The 16699-nt window shown below is 65.8% G+C and carries 16 protein-coding genes; 13 read left to right on the top strand and 3 right to left on the bottom strand.

The window, feature by feature from the left end; all coding sequences use genetic code 11:
• Positions 1-4: 4 nt before the first annotated feature.
• Positions 5-739 (bottom strand): GntR family transcriptional regulator, encoded by a 735-nt coding sequence (locus tag A5779_RS29805; protein ID WP_064887311.1) that lies wholly within the window; start codon positions 737-739, stop codon positions 5-7.
• Between the two features lie 4 nt (positions 740-743).
• Positions 744-2366 carry an SMP-30/gluconolactonase/LRE family protein gene (locus A5779_RS29800; protein WP_064887310.1) on the bottom strand — a complete coding sequence of 541 codons (1623 nt, stop codon included), beginning with the start codon at positions 2364-2366 and terminating at the stop codon, positions 744-746.
• 153 nt (positions 2367-2519) lie between these two features.
• Here A5779_RS29800 and A5779_RS29795 point away from each other — a divergent pair, with 153 nt between their 5' ends.
• The 13 genes from A5779_RS29795 to A5779_RS29735 all read left to right on the top strand — a co-directional run bounded on the left by A5779_RS29795 (position 2520) and on the right by A5779_RS29735 (position 16501).
• Positions 2520-3377 (top strand): SDR family NAD(P)-dependent oxidoreductase, encoded by an 858-nt coding sequence (locus A5779_RS29795; protein ID WP_064887309.1) that lies wholly within the window; start codon positions 2520-2522, stop codon positions 3375-3377.
• Positions 3377-4792 carry an aromatic ring-hydroxylating oxygenase subunit alpha gene (locus A5779_RS29790; RefSeq protein ID WP_064887308.1) on the top strand — a complete coding sequence of 472 codons (1416 nt, stop codon included), beginning with the start codon at positions 3377-3379 and terminating at the stop codon, positions 4790-4792. The genes A5779_RS29795 and A5779_RS29790 overlap by 1 nt, the downstream gene beginning before the upstream one ends.
• Before the next feature lie 65 nt (positions 4793-4857).
• Positions 4858-6030 carry an LLM class flavin-dependent oxidoreductase gene (locus A5779_RS29785; protein ID WP_064887307.1) on the top strand — a complete coding sequence of 391 codons (1173 nt, stop codon included), beginning with the start codon at positions 4858-4860 and terminating at the stop codon, positions 6028-6030.
• Positions 6027-7871 carry a flavin-containing monooxygenase gene (locus A5779_RS29780; protein ID WP_064887306.1) on the top strand — a complete coding sequence of 615 codons (1845 nt, stop codon included), beginning with the start codon at positions 6027-6029 and terminating at the stop codon, positions 7869-7871. Before A5779_RS29785 ends, A5779_RS29780 begins: the two co-directional genes overlap by 4 nt.
• Positions 7868-8710, top strand: a complete 843-nt coding sequence (locus A5779_RS29775; RefSeq protein WP_064887305.1) for a TauD/TfdA dioxygenase family protein — start codon at positions 7868-7870, stop codon at positions 8708-8710. Before A5779_RS29780 ends, A5779_RS29775 begins: the two co-directional genes overlap by 4 nt.
• Complete coding sequence (locus tag A5779_RS29770; protein WP_064887304.1) at positions 8707-9627, top strand: SDR family NAD(P)-dependent oxidoreductase; 921 nt, start codon at positions 8707-8709, stop codon at positions 9625-9627. The genes A5779_RS29775 and A5779_RS29770 overlap by 4 nt, the downstream gene beginning before the upstream one ends.
• Positions 9624-10763 (top strand): CaiB/BaiF CoA transferase family protein, encoded by a 1140-nt coding sequence (locus A5779_RS29765; RefSeq protein ID WP_064887303.1) that lies wholly within the window; start codon positions 9624-9626, stop codon positions 10761-10763. Before A5779_RS29770 ends, A5779_RS29765 begins: the two co-directional genes overlap by 4 nt.
• 11 nt (positions 10764-10774) lie before the next feature.
• On the top strand, positions 10775-11944 hold the full coding sequence (locus A5779_RS29760) for an acyl-CoA dehydrogenase family protein (protein ID WP_064887302.1): 1170 nt from the start codon (positions 10775-10777) through the stop codon (positions 11942-11944).
• A 5-nt stretch (positions 11945-11949) separates the two neighbouring features.
• On the top strand, positions 11950-12873 hold the full coding sequence (locus A5779_RS29755) for an acyl-CoA dehydrogenase family protein (RefSeq protein WP_064887333.1): 924 nt from the start codon (positions 11950-11952) through the stop codon (positions 12871-12873).
• On the top strand, positions 12870-14033 hold the full coding sequence (locus A5779_RS29750; protein WP_064887301.1) for an acyl-CoA dehydrogenase family protein: 1164 nt from the start codon (positions 12870-12872) through the stop codon (positions 14031-14033). The genes A5779_RS29755 and A5779_RS29750 overlap by 4 nt, the downstream gene beginning before the upstream one ends.
• Positions 14034-15077, top strand: a complete 1044-nt coding sequence (locus A5779_RS29745) for an acyl-CoA dehydrogenase family protein (RefSeq protein WP_064887300.1) — start codon at positions 14034-14036, stop codon at positions 15075-15077.
• Positions 15078-15095: 18 nt separating this feature from the next.
• A complete protein-coding gene (locus tag A5779_RS29740) occupies positions 15096-15656 on the top strand; it encodes a hypothetical protein (RefSeq protein ID WP_064887299.1) in 561 nt (186 codons plus the stop codon).
• A gap of 71 nt (positions 15657-15727) precedes the next feature.
• Positions 15728-16501, top strand: a complete 774-nt coding sequence (locus A5779_RS29735; RefSeq protein ID WP_064887298.1) for a VOC family protein — start codon at positions 15728-15730, stop codon at positions 16499-16501.
• On the opposite strand, the gene A5779_RS29730 is transcribed toward A5779_RS29735, so the two are convergent.
• Positions 16476-16699 (bottom strand): cupin domain-containing protein (locus A5779_RS29730; protein ID WP_165609845.1); only part of this gene is annotated, 224 nt, incomplete at its 5' end. The two genes, A5779_RS29735 and A5779_RS29730, sit on opposite strands and share 26 nt — an antisense overlap.

Genomic DNA, 16699 nt, shown 5'->3' with positions numbered 1-16699 from the left:
CGCCTCAGCCCTTGACCCGGCGCATCGTCATGGCGTGCCGGAACCGGTCCGACGGGTGCGTGTTGACGGTGACCTGGGCGATCTCCCCGTCGGAGGTGGTGTAGGTGCGCTGCATCTGCAGGGCTGCGGTGCCTGCGGTGACCTTGAGGCCCGCAGCCAGCTCGGGCGAGGTGACGATCGCTGAGATCTCCTGGTGCACTTCGACGATACTGACTCCGAACAGATCCTCGATCAGCGGGAAGATCGGGCCGGAATGACGCTGCAGCAGACGCCCGACGGCGGCGAAGCTGCGGTTGATGTAGTACTCGGTACGGCATACCGGGGCCGGATCGTCGTCGGACTGCCGGTAGCCGCGGACCGCCAGCCATTGCTCGCCGAGCGGGAGCCCGGTGCGCCCCGCCAACTCCGCGTCGATCGTGACCATGGCGTTGGATTCGATGGTGAACTGTGCACCGGTCGCGAAGGCCAGCAGGTCGTTGATCGAGACCACGTCCTGGGCATAAGTATTCGTCGAGGCCCGCGGTGCCACCGTGGTGCCTGCCCGCGGCCGTGAGGTGACGAGGTTGTCGTCGCGTAGCCGGCGCAGCGCCTCGCGCACGGTGTAACGGCTGACCTCGAAGCGCTCGCACAGTTCATGTTCGGTGGGCAATTGTGACCCCACCGGGTACACCCCGTCGACGATCTCCTTGCGGAGGGTGCGAGCCACCTGCAGGTAACGATGGTCGGCTGTGACAGTCATGGTGTCAGCCTCTGCGCAGCGCCAGCACGCTGCCGTCGCCGTCGCCCGAGAGGTAAAGCGTCCCATCGGGTCCCGCGGTGATCCCGGCGAACGGGCCCTGCGGGCCGGAGAACGGCGGCATCCCCTTGAGTGGCTTGGGAGTCACGCCGGGCGGCGGTCCGACCGGCAGCCCGGTGGCGATCGTGGTGCGGCCCGCCGTGTTGAATTCGTACTCGACAACTTCTTTGCTGCCCGAGTCGACGATGTAGAGCGCGCCGTCGCGCACGAGAATGCCGTGCGGCGTGTGCAATCCGTCGACGACAACAGTGGAGCCCCCGCCGCCACCCTGGCCATCGACACGAAGAATGGCGCCGGAAACCGACACCAATGGTGCCCCGTCCGGTCCGATCACCACACCGACCGGGGTGTCCAGCCCCGAAGCCAACACAGTCACGGAGCCGTCGCGCACCGAGAGCAACCGGCCGGCGCCCTGCTCGACCACCAGCACGGATCCGTCCGGCGCCAAAGCCACACCATAGGGCTGGTCGATGCCACTGGCGATGACCTGGCTCACCTCGTCCTCAGCCCCAGCTGGGCGGAACCGCGCCACGGTGTCGGCAGCCGTGGTGACGATGAATTCGCCTGGGCCCGAAGAGGTCACCCCACGGAGGAAACCCGGATAGCCCGGTGAGAAGAGCATCGCGACTGTCTGCAGGTCCCCGTCGGGGCCGACCCGATAGAAGTAGGTGCCGTCGGCGACATAGAGGTTGCCGTCGGCGCCGACCGTCAGATCCAGCGGCCAGTTCAAACCACCCGGCAGTACCGCCTGGCTGCCGCTCGATGAGATCTCGGTGATCTCACCGGTGAAGTTCGAGACGAAGAGCCGGCCGTCGACGAAGGTGCAGTTGTCCAGGCCGGGGTTGAGCTGGGCCAGCAGCGTCTGCTCGCCATTGCGCGGGTCGATGCGCAACACCTGGCCGCTGGCCACCTGGGTGGAGACGATATAGCCGTCGGCGTCGAACTTGACCGAGTCCGGTACCCCGAGCCCGCCGGCCACCACCTGGGGCTCGCCGCCGTTGGGGTCAATGCGCCAGATCTCGTTCGCGCCCATCACGGGGAAGTAGAGCATCCCGTCGGGGCCGACCTCCATGGCGTTGGGCGAGGGCACGTTCTCCAGCAGGATGCGCGGGGCGCCACCGGCCAGGTCGAACTCCATGAGCCGGCCACCCGCGCGGCATTCTCCGACGAACAGCCGTCCCTGATGGAAGGTGATGCCGTTCGCGGAGGGGATGTCGTCGCGCAGGACGCGGGTGGTGCCGTCGGCGGCGCGCACGCTGACCCGGCCGTCCATCACCTCGGTCGCGTAGAGGTTGCCCTCCGGATCGAAGGCCACGTCGTCCGGGGCGATGATGTCGCCACCCTTGGCGCTGACGGTTTCCAGCTGTCCCGTGTCCAGGTCGAGAGCGCTGATCTGGCTGCCGGTGACCTGTGCGACGTAGATACGGCCGTCGGGGCCGGTGCGCAGGCCGTTCGCGCCGAACAGCCGGCTGGGGCCGGTGACCTGCTGCAGCGCCCAGTTCTCGGCCACGGCCGGGTTTGCGGTGTACCTCGCGTTGGCGATGCCGGGATTTGCCGATAGGGCGCTCATGACCTCGGACGTTAGCAACTCGTCGTAGTCCAGACAATAGCTGTCAGAAAGCCCAAATCCACCCTTGACGGTTGAATAAGCGCTGCGGAATAGTGTTCTCCAATATGAAGATCCTCATTTGTTGTCCGGACAATTAAGCGGCAAGGGTTGCGAATGGACAGTTCCCTGAGCCTGGACGGCCGGGTCGTGGTGGTATCGGGCGCCGGTGGTGGCGGCATCGGCACCACCGTCACGCGGATGGCGGCGGAGGCCGGGGCCACGGTCGTGGCGGTGAGCCGGTCGCAGGACAACCTCGACACCCACGTCGCGCCACTCGCGGACAAGGGTCTGAACGTGGTGACGGTGGCGGCTGACGCGTCGACGGACGAGGGCATCGCCACCGTGCTGAAGGAGGTGGGCCGGCTCCAATCTGACGGACAAGGGACGCTGTACGGGCTGGTCAATGTCGCCGGCGGTGCGGCTCCGTCCACCTGGATGCCGGCCACCCGGGTGTCGCGGGCCGACTGGCGCGAATTGTTCACCGCGAACCTCGAAACCATGTTCTTCATGAGCCAGGCTGTGGCCGCAGAAATCCGAGCCCAGGGCAACCCGGGCTCGATCGTGTCGGTGTCCTCGATCAGCGGGATGAACACGGCGCCGTATCACGTCGCCTACGGCACGGCGAAGGCCGCGATCGTGGCGGCCACCCGAACCATGGCCGCAGAGCTTGCCGCCGAAGGCATCCGGGTCAACGCCGTCGCGCCCGGCGTCACCGAAACCGCCGCCTCGGCAACCTATGTCGACGCCGATCCCGAGCGTGACCAGCGGGCGATCGCGATGGGCCGGCGCGGTACGCCCGAGGAACAGGCCGGGGCCATCCTGTTCCTGCTCTCAGATCTTTCGAGCTACATCACCGGCCAGACCATCCTGGTCGACGGCGGACTCAACCTGCGCTGGACCCATCTCGGCGGCGACAACACATCGCTGTTCCTCAAGGACGAATCCTTCCGCGAAGCCATCAGGAGGATCTAATGGCCCACACCGAATCTGATCTCGACGCCGCGATGGAGGTCGACGCCGAACCGGACGACTCGACCGGAGTCATCGCCGAGGACCTGTCTGCGCCGACGACCATCCCGGTCGAGGCCTATATCTCGACGCACTACGCACGCGCTGAACGGGATCGGCTGTGGCGCAAGGTGTGGCAGCAGGTGGGCCGGGTCGAGGAGATCCCCGAGGTCGGTAGCTACCTGACATACGACATTCTCGACGATTCGATCATCGTGGTTCGCACGGGCGCCAATACCTTTGCCGCGCACCACAACGTCTGCATGCACCGCGGCCGCAAGCTGATCGACAACCCGGAGGGGGCCAAGAACGCGACCGGTCGGGCCAGGAAATCCTTCGTCTGCGGATTCCACGGCTGGACCTACGGACTCGACGGAGCCTGCACCCACATTCGCGAACAGGACGACTGGCAGGGCAAGCTCACTGCGCGCAACACACACCTGGCGCCCGTGCAGGTGGACACCTGGGGCGGATGGCTTTTCATCAACATGGACCCGCACTGCGAGCCGTTGATCGACTACCTGTACCCGGCGGCCAAGATCCTCGACCCGTTCGGGCTGGAGAACATGCGCTACAAGTGGCGCAAGTGGTTGTACTTCGACTGCAACTGGAAGGTCGCGATGGAGGCCTTCAACGAGACCTACCACGTGTTCACCACGCACCCGGAGTTCAACCAGTTCGGCGAGTTCAAGGGTTGGGCGAAGGCGCAGGGCAAACACAGCAACATCGGCTACGACGCGCCGAAAGGCATGGACGAGACCAAGTCCAAAATCCGCCTGGGCACGGGTGATCCGCGCATCTCAACTGCCGAGATGCAGGTGTACACCATGGAAGAGACCAACGCGACGACGACGCAGACCCTGGTGAACGCCGCCAAGCGTCTGGTCGATGAACTGCCGGAGGGCACCCCCGCCGACGAGGTGCTGCAGCACTGGCTGGCCTCGGCCCGCCGCGATGACGAGGCGCGTGGCGTGATCTGGCCGACCATCCCGCCGGACATCCTGGGGCAGAGCGGCACCGCGTGGCAGATCTTCCCGAACTTCCAAGTGGGACAGGGTCTGACCAGCGCGCTGTGCTACAGTGCGCGCCCCGATCCGAGCTACAACCCGGACAAGTGCATCTTCGAGGTCGCCGTCTTAGAGCTGTACCCCAAAGGCGAAGAGCCACAGACCGAGTGGGCCTACACCCCGAAGGACTCACCGAACTGGCTGTCGGTGCTGCCGCAGGATTTCTCGAACATGGCGGCCGTGCAACAGGGGATGAAGTCAGCAGGTTTCCGCGGAACTCTGCCGAATCCCTACCGCGAACGCAGCACGGTCAACCTGCACTACCAACTTTCCAAATACATGGGCACCGGAGAACCCCGAGACATCCAGTGATTTGTGGAATCTGAGCCGTGACAGACACGGACGAAACGCCGCAAATCGCCGAGTAAGGAGACAACATGAAGGTCAATCTGGGTACGGGAGCGCAGAACTCCCACGACTGGGAGCGGGTGCTCGCCGGTGACTTCAGCACCCCGCCCGCCACCCCGGACTACAAGTGCGTGCAGGCCGCGCTGGCTCTCGGTGATCTCGCCGAGCCGCTGGGCTTCGACGGGATCTGGTTCCCCGAGCACCACGGAACGCCGTATGGCATGACGCCCAACCCGATTCAGGCACTGACCTACTTCGCCGGACGCACCGAGCGGGTCAGCCTGGGCACGTTCGTGGCGGTCGTGCCGTGGTGGAACCCGATCCGGCTGGCGACCCAGATCGCCTACCTCGACATCGTCTCCAACGGTCGCTACACCACCATCGGCCTGGGCCGCGGGGTGTCCAAGGGTGAGTTCGCAGCGGTCGGTGTGCCGCGGGAGGAGAGCCGGGACCGCTTCAACGAGACGCTGGACATCCTCAAGCTGGCGTTCTCCGGTGAGCGGTTCTCCTATGACGGCAAGATCTTCTCGTTCCCCGAGATGTCGCTGCGTCCCGAGCCGATCAGCACCGACCTGTTCGACCGGATCTACAGCTCGTCCTCGACCGCCGAGTCGCTGGAGATCCTGTCCCGGCGCGGCATGGTGCCGCTGTTCGTCGGCAACAAGCCGATCACCGATGCCGGTGAGGAGGTGCGCAAGGTCAACACCTTCCGGGCAGAGGAGGGCCTCGGGCCCTGTCAGCCCAAGAACGTGATGTTCATGTACTGCGTGCCAACGGAAGCCCAGGCCCAAGACACAGCGGAGTGGATCTGGACCGCGAACCGGGATGTCAACGTGCACTACGGCTTTGCCGACGCGTCCAACTTCAAGGGTGTCAAGGGCTATGAGGCGTACGCCGCCCGCGAGGCCAGCGCCACTGCCGTGCTCGCCTCGGAGGTCGGTAACCAGAAGAAGGGCGGCCCGCCCGGATACCACGCCTCCAACCTGCTGATCGGCACCCCCGAGACGGTGTTCGAGAAGCTCAAGGCCGCGCAGGAGGCCTGCTCGTTCTGCGAGGTCACCATCGTCCCGCAGTTCGGCACGATGCCGTACGAGAAGGCCATGGAGTCGACCAAGCTGTTCGCGGCCGAGGTGCTGCCCGCGGTGCACGATATGCCCGCCCCGCTGCACGCCGCCGCGCTGCCCGAGAAGGCCAACGCATGACCCAACCGATCTGCGGCCCCACCGACACTCCCGCCGATTTCGACATCGACGCGATCCGGGAGAAGTACGCCGCCGAGCGGGCCAAGCGGCTTCGGCCGGAGGGTGCCGACCAGTACCTGGAACTGGAAGGCGATTTCGCCGACTTCTACGAGGTCGACCCCTACACGACGGTGACCGAACGGGACCCGATCGTCGAGGACGCTGATGTCGTCATCCTCGGTGGCGGCTTCGCGGGTCTGCTGGCTGGGGCGCACCTGAAGAAGGCGGGCGTCGAGGGTATCCGCGTCATCGAGATGGCGGGCGACTTCGGCGGGGTCTGGTACTGGAACCGCTTCCCCGGAATCCAGTGCGACAACGACGCCTACTGCTACATCCCGCTGCTCGAAGAACTCGACTTCATGCCGAGCAAGAAGTTCGCCGACGGCGCCGAGATCTTCCAGCACTGCCGCAACATCGGCAAGCACTTCGGCCTTTACGACGGTGCGCTGTTCTCCACTCAGGTGCGCGACATGCGCTGGGACGACGCGACGCAGCGCTGGCAGATCAGCACGGATCGGGGCGACGACATCCGGGCCCGCTTCGTCGTGATGGCGCAGGGCTCCTACAACCGCCCGAAGCTGCCGGGGATTCCAGGCATCAAGGACTTTAAGGGACACGTATTCCATTCCGCACGATGGGATTACGACTACACCGGCGGCGACGCCGACGGTGGCCTGCACAAGCTCGCCGACAAACGTGTGGCCCTGGTCGGCACCGGCGCGACCGGTATCCAGTTGGTGCCGCACCTGGGCCGTGATGCCCAAGAGCTGTTCGTCTTCCAGCGGACCCCGTCATCGGTCGACGCACGCACCAACCCACCCACCGATCCGGCCTGGGCGGCTTCTCTACAACCAGGTTGGCAGGAAGAGCGCAAGCGCAACTTCCACAACTGGTCGCCGTTCGTCGGGGTGGTGTTCGGCGAACCAGATCTGGTGTGCGACTTCTGGACCGAGCTCGGGCGCAACCTGACCGCCCGGATCGCGGCCAGCGAGAATCCGGCCGAGGTCACCATCGAGCAGATCATGGCGTTCCGGGAGGAAGAAGACTTCAAGATCATGGAGCGGCTCCGCCGTCTGGTCGCCGAAGTTGTCGAGGATCCCGCGACTGCCGAGGCGCTGAAGCCGTACTACCGATTCATGTGTAAGCGGCCGACGTCGAGTGAGCACTATCTGACCACGTTCAACCGTCCCAACGTGAAACTCGTCGACGTGTCGGCGTCCAAGGGGGTGGAACGGCTGACGGAGAAGGGCATCGTTGCCGACGGCGTCGAATATGAGGTCGACTGCGTCATTTTCGCGAGCGGCTTCGAGATCTCGACCGAGATCAGCCGCCGGTTTGCGATCGATGTCATCGTGGGCCGCGACGGGCTGTCGCTGTTCGACTACTGGCAGAACGACTACAAGACCCTGCACGGGATGACCAGCCGCGGATTCCCCAACCAGTTCTTCATGGGCTTCATCCAGGGCGGCGTCTCGGCGAACACCACCGCGATGTTCGAACAGCAGGCCAAGCACATCGCCTACATCATCGCCGAGGCCCAGAACCGGGGCGCGACGACGGTCGAGCCCAGCGAGGAGGGCCAGGACGCCTGGGTCTCGACGGTCCGCGAGCTGTCGATCGACAACTCGGCGTTCGAACTGTCCTGCACGCCTGGCTACTACAACAACGAGGGCCGCGGTGGCGCGGAACGCAACGGTGCTTTCCTCGGTGATTTCTACTCGCCGGGGTTCTACGCCTTCGATGAGCTGATCGCCGACTGGCGGGACAAGGGCGACCTCGACGGATTAGAGCTCACCTCATGACGACGACCACTGCGCTCGATACCCGGGACATCAAGCCGCGCATCGGAACCGAGATCAGTGCCGACAAGGCCACGCTGCTGTCCGGTGAGCACGCCGGCCGGATCCGGGAACTGCTCGAGCAGCGCGGGGTGCTGGTGTTCCCGCAGATCGGGTTCACCGACGACGAGCAGATCGCGTTCACCGAAACCCTCGGTACGTTTGCCCCCGAGCACCACGGCGAGAAGCTGTACAAAGTCTCCCTCGACACCGAGGTGAACAAGCAGGCCGACTATCTCAAGGGTTCGCTCTACTGGCACATCGACGGCACCATGAACGAAGTGCCGATCCTGGCGTCGCTGCTGCAGAGCGTGGCGCTGGGTAACCCGGAGGAAGGTGACACCGAGTTCTGCAACACCTACGCCGCCTATGAGGACCTGTCCGACGAGGACAAGGCTGAGATCGAGGGCCTGCGGGCCATGCATTCGGCGTGGAACACGATGTTCTACTACGACCCGGAACCCAGCGCCAAGGCTCTGCGCCGCATGATGGCCATCGGCGATCGGGAACTGCCGTTGGTGTGGACGCATCAGTCCGGCCGCAAGTCGCTCGTGCTCGGTGCCACCGCACGGCACATCGTCGACGCGGACGGCCCGATCGACTTCCGCAAGAGCGCCGAACTGCTGGTGCGGCTGCGGGATTGGGCCACCCAGGCCGACTTCACCTACCGGCACAAATGGACCGTCGGTGATCTGGTGATCTGGGACAACACCGGAACCATGCACCGGGCCACACCGTATGACCCGACGTCGGGCAGGCTGCTGCAGCGCACCAAGCTCGAGGGCGAGGAGCCCTTCGCTTGAGCACTCTGAGATTCGACGATCGCGTCGCCGTCATCACCGGCGCCGGCCGCGGGTTGGGCCGCGAATACGCCCTTCTCCTGGCATCGAAGGGCGCGAAGGTCGTCGTCAACGATCCTGGTGGCAGCCTCACAGGAGACGGGACCGACACCGCACCGGCGCAGCAGGTAGCCGACGAAATCGTCTCGGCCGGTGGAGAAGCCATTGCCGTCACCGATTCGGTGGCGACGGCAGAAGGCGGTCAGGCCATCGTCGATGCGGCCGTCGAGCGCTTCGGCCGCATCGACATCCTGATCCACAACGCCGGGACAGTTCGCCGCGCGTCGCTCAAAGAGATGAGCTACGACGACTTTGACGCCGTGCTCGACGTGCATCTGCGCGGCGCATTCCACGTTGTGCGCCCGGCATTTCCGCTGATGTGTGAGGCCGGGTACGGCCGCGTGGTGCTGACCTCGTCGATCGGCGGGCTCTACGGCAACAACGAGGTGGCCAACTACGCTGCGGCCAAGGCCGGGATCCTCGGGCTGTGCAATGTGGTGGCAATCGAGGGCGCCGCCGAGGGCGTGTTGTGCAACGCGATCGTCCCTGGCGCGGTGACCCGGATGGCCGAGGGCCTGGACACCTCGGCGTACCCACCGATGGGCGCGGACCTGGTGGCCCCCGCGGTGGGCTGGCTGGCCCATGAAACCTGTTCGGTCACCGGCGAGTTCTTGGTGGCGATCGCCGGGCGCATCGCCCGTGCCGTCGTCGCCGAGTCGCCCGGGGTGTACCAGCCATCGTGGACCGTAGAGGAGGTCGGCGAGCAGATAGACCGCATCCGCGACGTGAGCGAGCCGGTGATCTTCCCGGTCGTTCCTGACGGGCACGCCGACCACATCCGCTACAGCTTCGGACGTGCAGCAGAGGGAGCCCGATCATGAGAACCGGTCCATTGCAAGGGGTTCGGGTCGTCGATCTCACCGCCATGGTGATGGGGCCGTACTGCACGCAGATCATGGCCGACATGGGCGCCGACGTGATCAAGATCGAGACACCGGCGGGGGACAATACCCGCTACATCTCGGTGGGGCCGGCCCCCGGCATGAGCGGGGTGTTCATCAACGTCAACCGCGGCAAGCGCAGCGTGGTGCTGGATCTGCGGTCGGAGCAGGGCAAGGCGGACCTGCGGGCGCTGGTCGCCGATGCCGATGTGTTCATCCACTCGATGCGCGCCAAGGCCATCACCAAGCTCGGTTTCGGTTACGACGACGTCGCTGCGATCAACCCTGGCATCGTCTACACCAACTGCTACGGGTATGGCCGGCGTGGTCCGGATGCCGACAGGCCCGCCTACGACGACACCATCCAGGCCGAGTGCGGATTGCCTGCGGTGCAACAGCAATTGACCGGTGAGGCCTCCTACGTCGGCACGATCATGGCCGACAAGGTGGCCGGGTTGACCGCCCTTTATGCGACGACGATGGCGCTGTTCCACCGGGAGCGCACCGGCGAGGGCCAGGAGGTGGAGGTCAGCATGTTCGAGACCATGGCCTCCTTCATGCTGGTCGAGCATGCCAACGGCGCCATGTTCGACCCTCCGCTGGGGCCTGCGGTGTACCCCCGGGCGGTCACCCCGAATCGCAGGCCGTATGAGACCAAGGACGGTCACATCGCGGCGCTGATCTACAACGACAAGCACTGGAATGCGTTCATCGAACGGGTGCAACCCGCCTGGGACAGCCACGAATACGCGACTCTGGAGCAGCGGGCCCGCCAGATCGACACGGTGTACGGGCTGCTGGCGGGCACTCTCAAGGAGCGCACCACCGCGGAGTGGCTGGACCTGTTCGCGGAGTTGGAGATTCCGGCGGCTCCCATGCTCACGCCGGATGAGCTCTTCGACAACGAGCATCTCAACGCAGTCGGACTGTTCGAAACCGTCGACACCCCGCACGGCCGGGTGCGCATGCCCGGTGTGCCCACGTGGTTCTCCCGAACTCCGGGACACGTCGCCGGGTATGCACCGGAACTGGGCGCGGACACCGTCGAGGTGCTCGCTGAACTCGGTCCGCGATAGAAAGGCCAGGAGTGGATTTCGACTTTGGTGAGGCGGCCGACACGCTGCGCGGTGAGCTGCGGGAGCTGATCGCCGATCAGGTGCCCGCCGACTTTCTCGGCGCGTTCACCGATGACCCCGCCGATCTGGCGGTGGCGCAGCAGTTCTGCCGGACGCTGGCACAGCAGCATCTGCTGTGCATGTCGTGGCCGAAGGAGTTCGGTGGCGGCGACGCCTCGGTGTGGGAGCAGACCGTGGTGCGCGAGGAGATGTGGGCGCACCACGAACCGCGCGGGGCCCAGTACATGGGCGTCAACTGGGTCGGGCCGATCATCATGCGGCACGGCAGCGAAGAGCAACAGCGCAAACATCTGCCGCCGATCGCCAACGGCGAAGTGATCTGGTGCCAGGGCTTTTCCGAGCCGGAGGCCGGCTCCGACCTGGCCTCGCTGCGCACCTTTGCCCGCCGGGAGGACGACGGCTGGCGGGTCAACGGCCAGAAGATCTGGACCTCCTACGCCACCATGGCGCAGTGGATCTTCCTGCTGGCCCGCACCTCCAAAGTGGGAGAAGGCGCAACCCAGAAGAAACAACAGGGCATGACGATCTTCCTGGTGCCGATGGATTCCCCGGGGATCACGGTGCGCCCGATCCGGACCATGATGGGCCCGCACCATCTCAACGAGGTGTTCTTCGATGACCTCTTGGTCACCGAGGCCGATGTGTTGGGCACCGTGGATCAGGGCTGGTCGATCGTGCAGGACGTGGTGTCCTTCGAGCGCGTCGGTATTGCCCGCTACGCGCGTTGTGAGCGGCTACTGCAAACCGCACCCGAGATCCTCGGCGACGCCTGGGAGCAGCTGCCCGCCGAGCTGCGGGGCCGGTGGACCCGGATGCTCACGCACTGCCGCCGGGCCCGTTTGATGGCCTACCGGGTGGTGTCGATGCAGGCCACCGGGCGCGTGAATCCCGGTGACTCCGCGGCATATCGGATCGCGGTCACCAGGCTGGATCAAGAGAGCGCCGAGGTGCTCATGGAGATAGCGGCTGCGCTGCCGCGGCGCGAGGACAGCCGTATCGAGTACTTCCGTGCCGAGGTCGAAGACCACTGGCGGTACTCGCAAGCATCCACGGTGTCCTCGGGCAGCATCGAGATGCAGCGCATCCTGCTGTCGCGCACCTTGCTGGCCGGAAAGGCGTGACGGCGATGATTCTCGATCTCAGCGATGACGCGAAAGAGTATGGCCGTCAGGCTCTGAAGGCATTCGAAGCAGCCGGCGGCGATCAGCTGCTGGCTCAGGCCGACGCCAAGCCGGACACCCGCGCCGGCCTGACCACGCCCGTGCTGGAAAGTCTCGGCGCCTTCGAACTGGAGCCGCGCACCGATGCGGACTCGTTGGAAGCCGCAGCTGCCCTGTGTCGCAGTGCGGGCTACTGGGCGCTGCCCTATCCGGTGGCCGAGCGGCTTTCGCGCCCGGCAAACCTCGACGTCGACGGCCTGGTCATCGTCGATCCCGACGCGCCCGAGGCGGCGCTGCAGGGTCTGGACAACCGTTGGGCCACTGTCACATTGGATGGTCAGCGCAGCACAGTGACCAAGACGGGTGCGTCGGGTCCGTCATTCACCACCGCACTGGAACTGTCGGCACTGGACGACGCGGGCACCGCAGATGTCGCCCTGGCCCTGGTGCTGCCGTCGTGGACGCTGCTCGGCATGCTGGATCGGGCCATCGACCTGACCGTCGCGCATGTCAGTCTGCGCAAGCAGTTCGGCCAGCCGCTGTCGGCCTTCCAGAGTGTGCAGTTCCAGCTGACCGACGCTGAAGTGGAGCGCAGCGGTGTCGACATGCTGGCCAAACACGCGCTGTGGAGCCTGGGCATCCACCCCGCAGACGAGGCGATCAACGACGCACTGGCGTTACGACTGGCCACGATCGAGGCAGCAGAGGTGGTCTTCCGGGTGTGCCATCAGCTGCACGGAGCCGTCGGCTTCTGCGACGAGACCGTACTGTCCTGGTTGTCGCGCTACAGCCAGCCGTTGCGCCGCTTGCCGTTCGGGGTGTCCAAGACCCGCGACACCCTCACCGCCCGGCTGGGCCGGCGCGGACTCACCGGATTGTTCTCGTCATGACCGACCTCGACGATTTCCGCACCACCGTCAAGGACTGGTGCGCACACCACGTACCGAATGACTGGCGCCCCAACCAGACCGGCGTCGGCGACGAAGAGTTCGTGTCCTTCCAGAAATCCTGGTTCGCCGAGCTGCACACTGCCGGGTACGCCGTGCCGCACTGGCCTGTCGAATGGGGCGGCGGCATGTCCGTGCCTCAGCAGATCGTGCTGTATCAGGAACTGGCCGCCCACGATGCGCCCCGCCTGGTGCTGGCGTTCGTCGGGATCCACCACGCCGCGTCCACGCTGCTCGCGGCGGGTACCGACGCGCAGCGCAGCAGACATTTGCCCGCCATCCTCGACGGTGAGATCTGGGTACAGGGTTTCTCCGAGCCGGAGGCCGGATCCGACCTCGCGGCGCTACGTACCACGGCCAGAGCTGATGGCGACAACTTCATCGTCAACGGCCAGAAGCTGTGGGCCAGCGGCGCGATGCACGCCGACTGGTGTCTGCTGCTGGCCCGCACCGATCCGGACGCACCCAAGCGGCACGGCATCTCGTACTTCCTGATGGACATGACCACACCCGGCATCGATGTGCGGCCGATCCGAAATGCGGTGGGGGATTCGCATTTCTGCGAAATCTTCCTCAACGACGTGGCAGTGCCCGCGGCCAACCTGATCGGCCCGGTGAACAAGGGCTGGCAGGTCGCCCAGGCCACGCTCGGTGCTGAACGTGGCATGACCATGCTCGAACTGTCCGAACGCCTGGGCAATGCGGGTTTCACCTGGCTGCTGGAGGCTGCGCCGACAGATGATCCGGTGGTGGCAGACCGGTTGGCGCAGTTCGAAATCGAGCTGACTGGCCTGCGCGGGTTGTGCCGAGATCTGGTCGAGCGCACCGAGGCAGGGAAGGCCGGACCGGCCGACGCCTCGATCGTCAAGCTCTACTACAGCGAACTGTTGCAGCGGATGACGGGTTTCGGTGCCGAGATCGGTGGCCTGGCCGCCCACACCGTGCTGACCAAACCGGCTTCCAGCGGATGGGAGTCGGGATCCTGGATGCTCGATTTCATCGGATCGTGGGAATGGACCATCCCCGGCGGCGCCAGCGAGATCCAGCGCACCATCATCGGTGAGCGCGGACTGAGCCTGCCACGAGAACCGAGTGCGGTGTAGATGAGCGACGTTCCTGATTTTGCGGCGATCCACGACGAGCTGCGTTCGGTAGCAGCCGATCTGCTGGCCAAGGACACCATCGACTGGCCGCTGCTGATCTCGGCAGGCTGGATCGGGCTGGATGCGCCGGAGGATGCCGGTGGTGCCGGCGCCACGTTCGCCGAGGTCGCGGTGATCTGCGAGGAGCTCGGTCGGGCCGCCGCGGCCACCGGTTATCTGGGCGGTGCCGTGCTGGCCATCGGTGTCCTGAATATGTTGCACCCCAATGAATCGCGCGACGCACTGCTCAAGGCCGTCGTGTCCGGAAGTATCCGGGCCGCGATCGCGCTGCCCGGAGCAGGCGATCCGGCGCCCTTCGAACTGGCCACCACCAGGCTGGGCTGGCGCATCCACGGCAGTGCCGCGTTTGTACCGGACGTCGTCGGAGCTCAACGGCTGCTTCTGCCTGCCCGTGACGCCGATGGCGTGGCGGTGCTGGTGGACGTTTCCGCCGGCTCACCCGGTCTCACGGTCACCGAGCAACCGGTGCTCGACGAGACCCGCACGCTCGCCATCGTGACGGCCGAGGGTGTCGAGGTCGACGAGGACGCGGTCTGGCATTTCGATGGTGATCCCGACTCCGGCCTGGATGCACTCACCGACCGGGCCGCGCTCGCGGTTGCCTGCGACAGTCTCGGTGTCGCGCAGGCCATGCTCGATACCACGGTGTCCTACACCGGGGTTCGCCAACAGTTCGGCCGTCCGATCGGCTCGTTCCAGGCCGTCAAGCACGCCTGCGCCGACATGCTGGTGCAGATCTCGGTGGCCAGACAGCTCGTCGGGGCCGCCATCGCGTCACTCGATCCCCGCGCGGTTTCCATGGCCAAGGCGTACACGACCGAGGCCGCCGTCGAGGTGGCCGGCAAGGCCATGCAGTTGCACGGCGGCATCGGCTACACCTGGGAGAGCCGGGTGCACGTCTATCTCAAGCGAGCCGCGCTCAACCGTTCGCTCTACGGCTCGCCCGCCGAGCACCGCGCCAAGGTCGCGCAGCGTTATCGGTGAGCTGCGTACAGTAGCTGCGTGCGGGTAGGCGCGGGGGTATCAGCGATTGTCGGCGTATTTTTCTGCGGTCTGGTCGCTTCCGGGTTTCTGTTGTCCGACTACTACCGTCTGCGTCCGTTTCTGCTCCACCCCGTGATCTTCGGCGTCGCAGGTTGCGTGGCGCTGGCCATCGCCTGGGGGTTGGGGATTCGTCAGCCGGTGGTCAAATGGCTGGGCGTGGTGCTGATCGTGGTGATCGGAGTGGTGTGGGGCGGCATGGCGTGGTTTGCGATGTTGCTTGCCGGCGGCGGACGTGGGAAAGAGAGCCAACGGCTCCCATCACCGAACGGTGACATGGAGCTGGTCGTGTTCAGCGGCGGCGGGATCACGATCGACCCGATCACGTCGGTACAGGTGTACACCGACAACGGTCTGCTGTCGCGGGAGAATTATCTGGGTTGCGTCAACGGCGACCGTGACGGGCTCAAAGATGTCGAGTGGACCGGTCCGAGGACGGTGCGGGTCGAGCTGTTGCGTGGCGGACCGACCACCATCACGCTGGACGACCGAGGTCGGCCGGATCAGACCATCAGTTGTTGAACCGGGCGATGAGTTTTCCGCGCGGCAGTGGTCAGACCTAGCGACTGTCCATTCCGTGAAGGAGAAATATCGTGGTTACCCGTCAGAGCGCCCCGCTGGGCGCCCCCAATTGGATCGACCTGGCCACGTCCGACCTTGAGCGTGCCCAGCAGTTCTACGGTGCGGTGTTCGGGTGGACGTTCGAAACCGGCGGCCCCGAGTACGGCGGTTATGTCACCGCGGCGGTCGATGGTCAGGTGGTCGCAGGGCTGATGCGCAATGATCCGCAGTGGAACGCGCCCGATGCCTGGACCACCTACCTGCACACCGCCGATGCCGATGCCACGGTGGCGGCCACGATCGCCGCCGGTGGGAGCAATTGCGGTGGCGTGATGGACATTCCGGCCAAGGGGCGGATGGCGATGATGACCGACACCGCGAACGGGTTCTTCGGTATCTGGCAGCCTGCGGGGCACGACGGCTTCGCCCTGTTCAACGAGGCCGGCGCACCGGTGTATCACCAGCTGACCACCAGTGACTACGCCAAGGCGCTGGACTTCTACCGGACGGTGTTCGGCTGGACCACCCAGGTCGTGTCGGATACCGATGAGTTCCGTTACAGCACAGCATCATTTGATGGTGAGGAATTGGTCGGTGTGATGGACGGGGCGGCGTTCATCCCCGAAGGCGCGCCGTCGGCCTGGACCACTTTCTTCGGATCCGATGACGTGGACAAGACGATCGAGCTGTTAGTCGCCAACGGTGGTTCGGTGGTGCGTGCGGCCGAGGACACCCCCTACGGGCGGCTGGCCGCGGTGGCCGATCCGACCGGGGCCGGCTTCAATCTGTCGTCGCTTCAGGGCTGAGCGCGAAGTCGGCGAAGTCGAAGCCTGGCACCACCACGCAACTGACCAGGGCCGGCTCGTCGTCGCGGGGCTTTGCGCGCTGCCAGTGGCCGGGCGGCACCAGCAGTTGCGGGTGCTGCCCGGCTTCGATGTCCGGGCCCAGCAGGCGGGTGCCCGCCGTGTTCCGGTCCGCGCCGATCTCCAGGACCAGCGGGCTGC

Origin of the sequence: Mycolicibacterium peregrinum (genome assembly GCF_001665625.1) — a bacterium.
GTDB classification, from domain to species: Bacteria; Actinomycetota; Actinomycetes; order Mycobacteriales; family Mycobacteriaceae; genus Mycobacterium; species Mycobacterium peregrinum_B.
The sequence above is the reverse complement of the archived record's forward strand: the minus strand, read 5'-3'. Positions and strand labels throughout refer to the sequence as shown.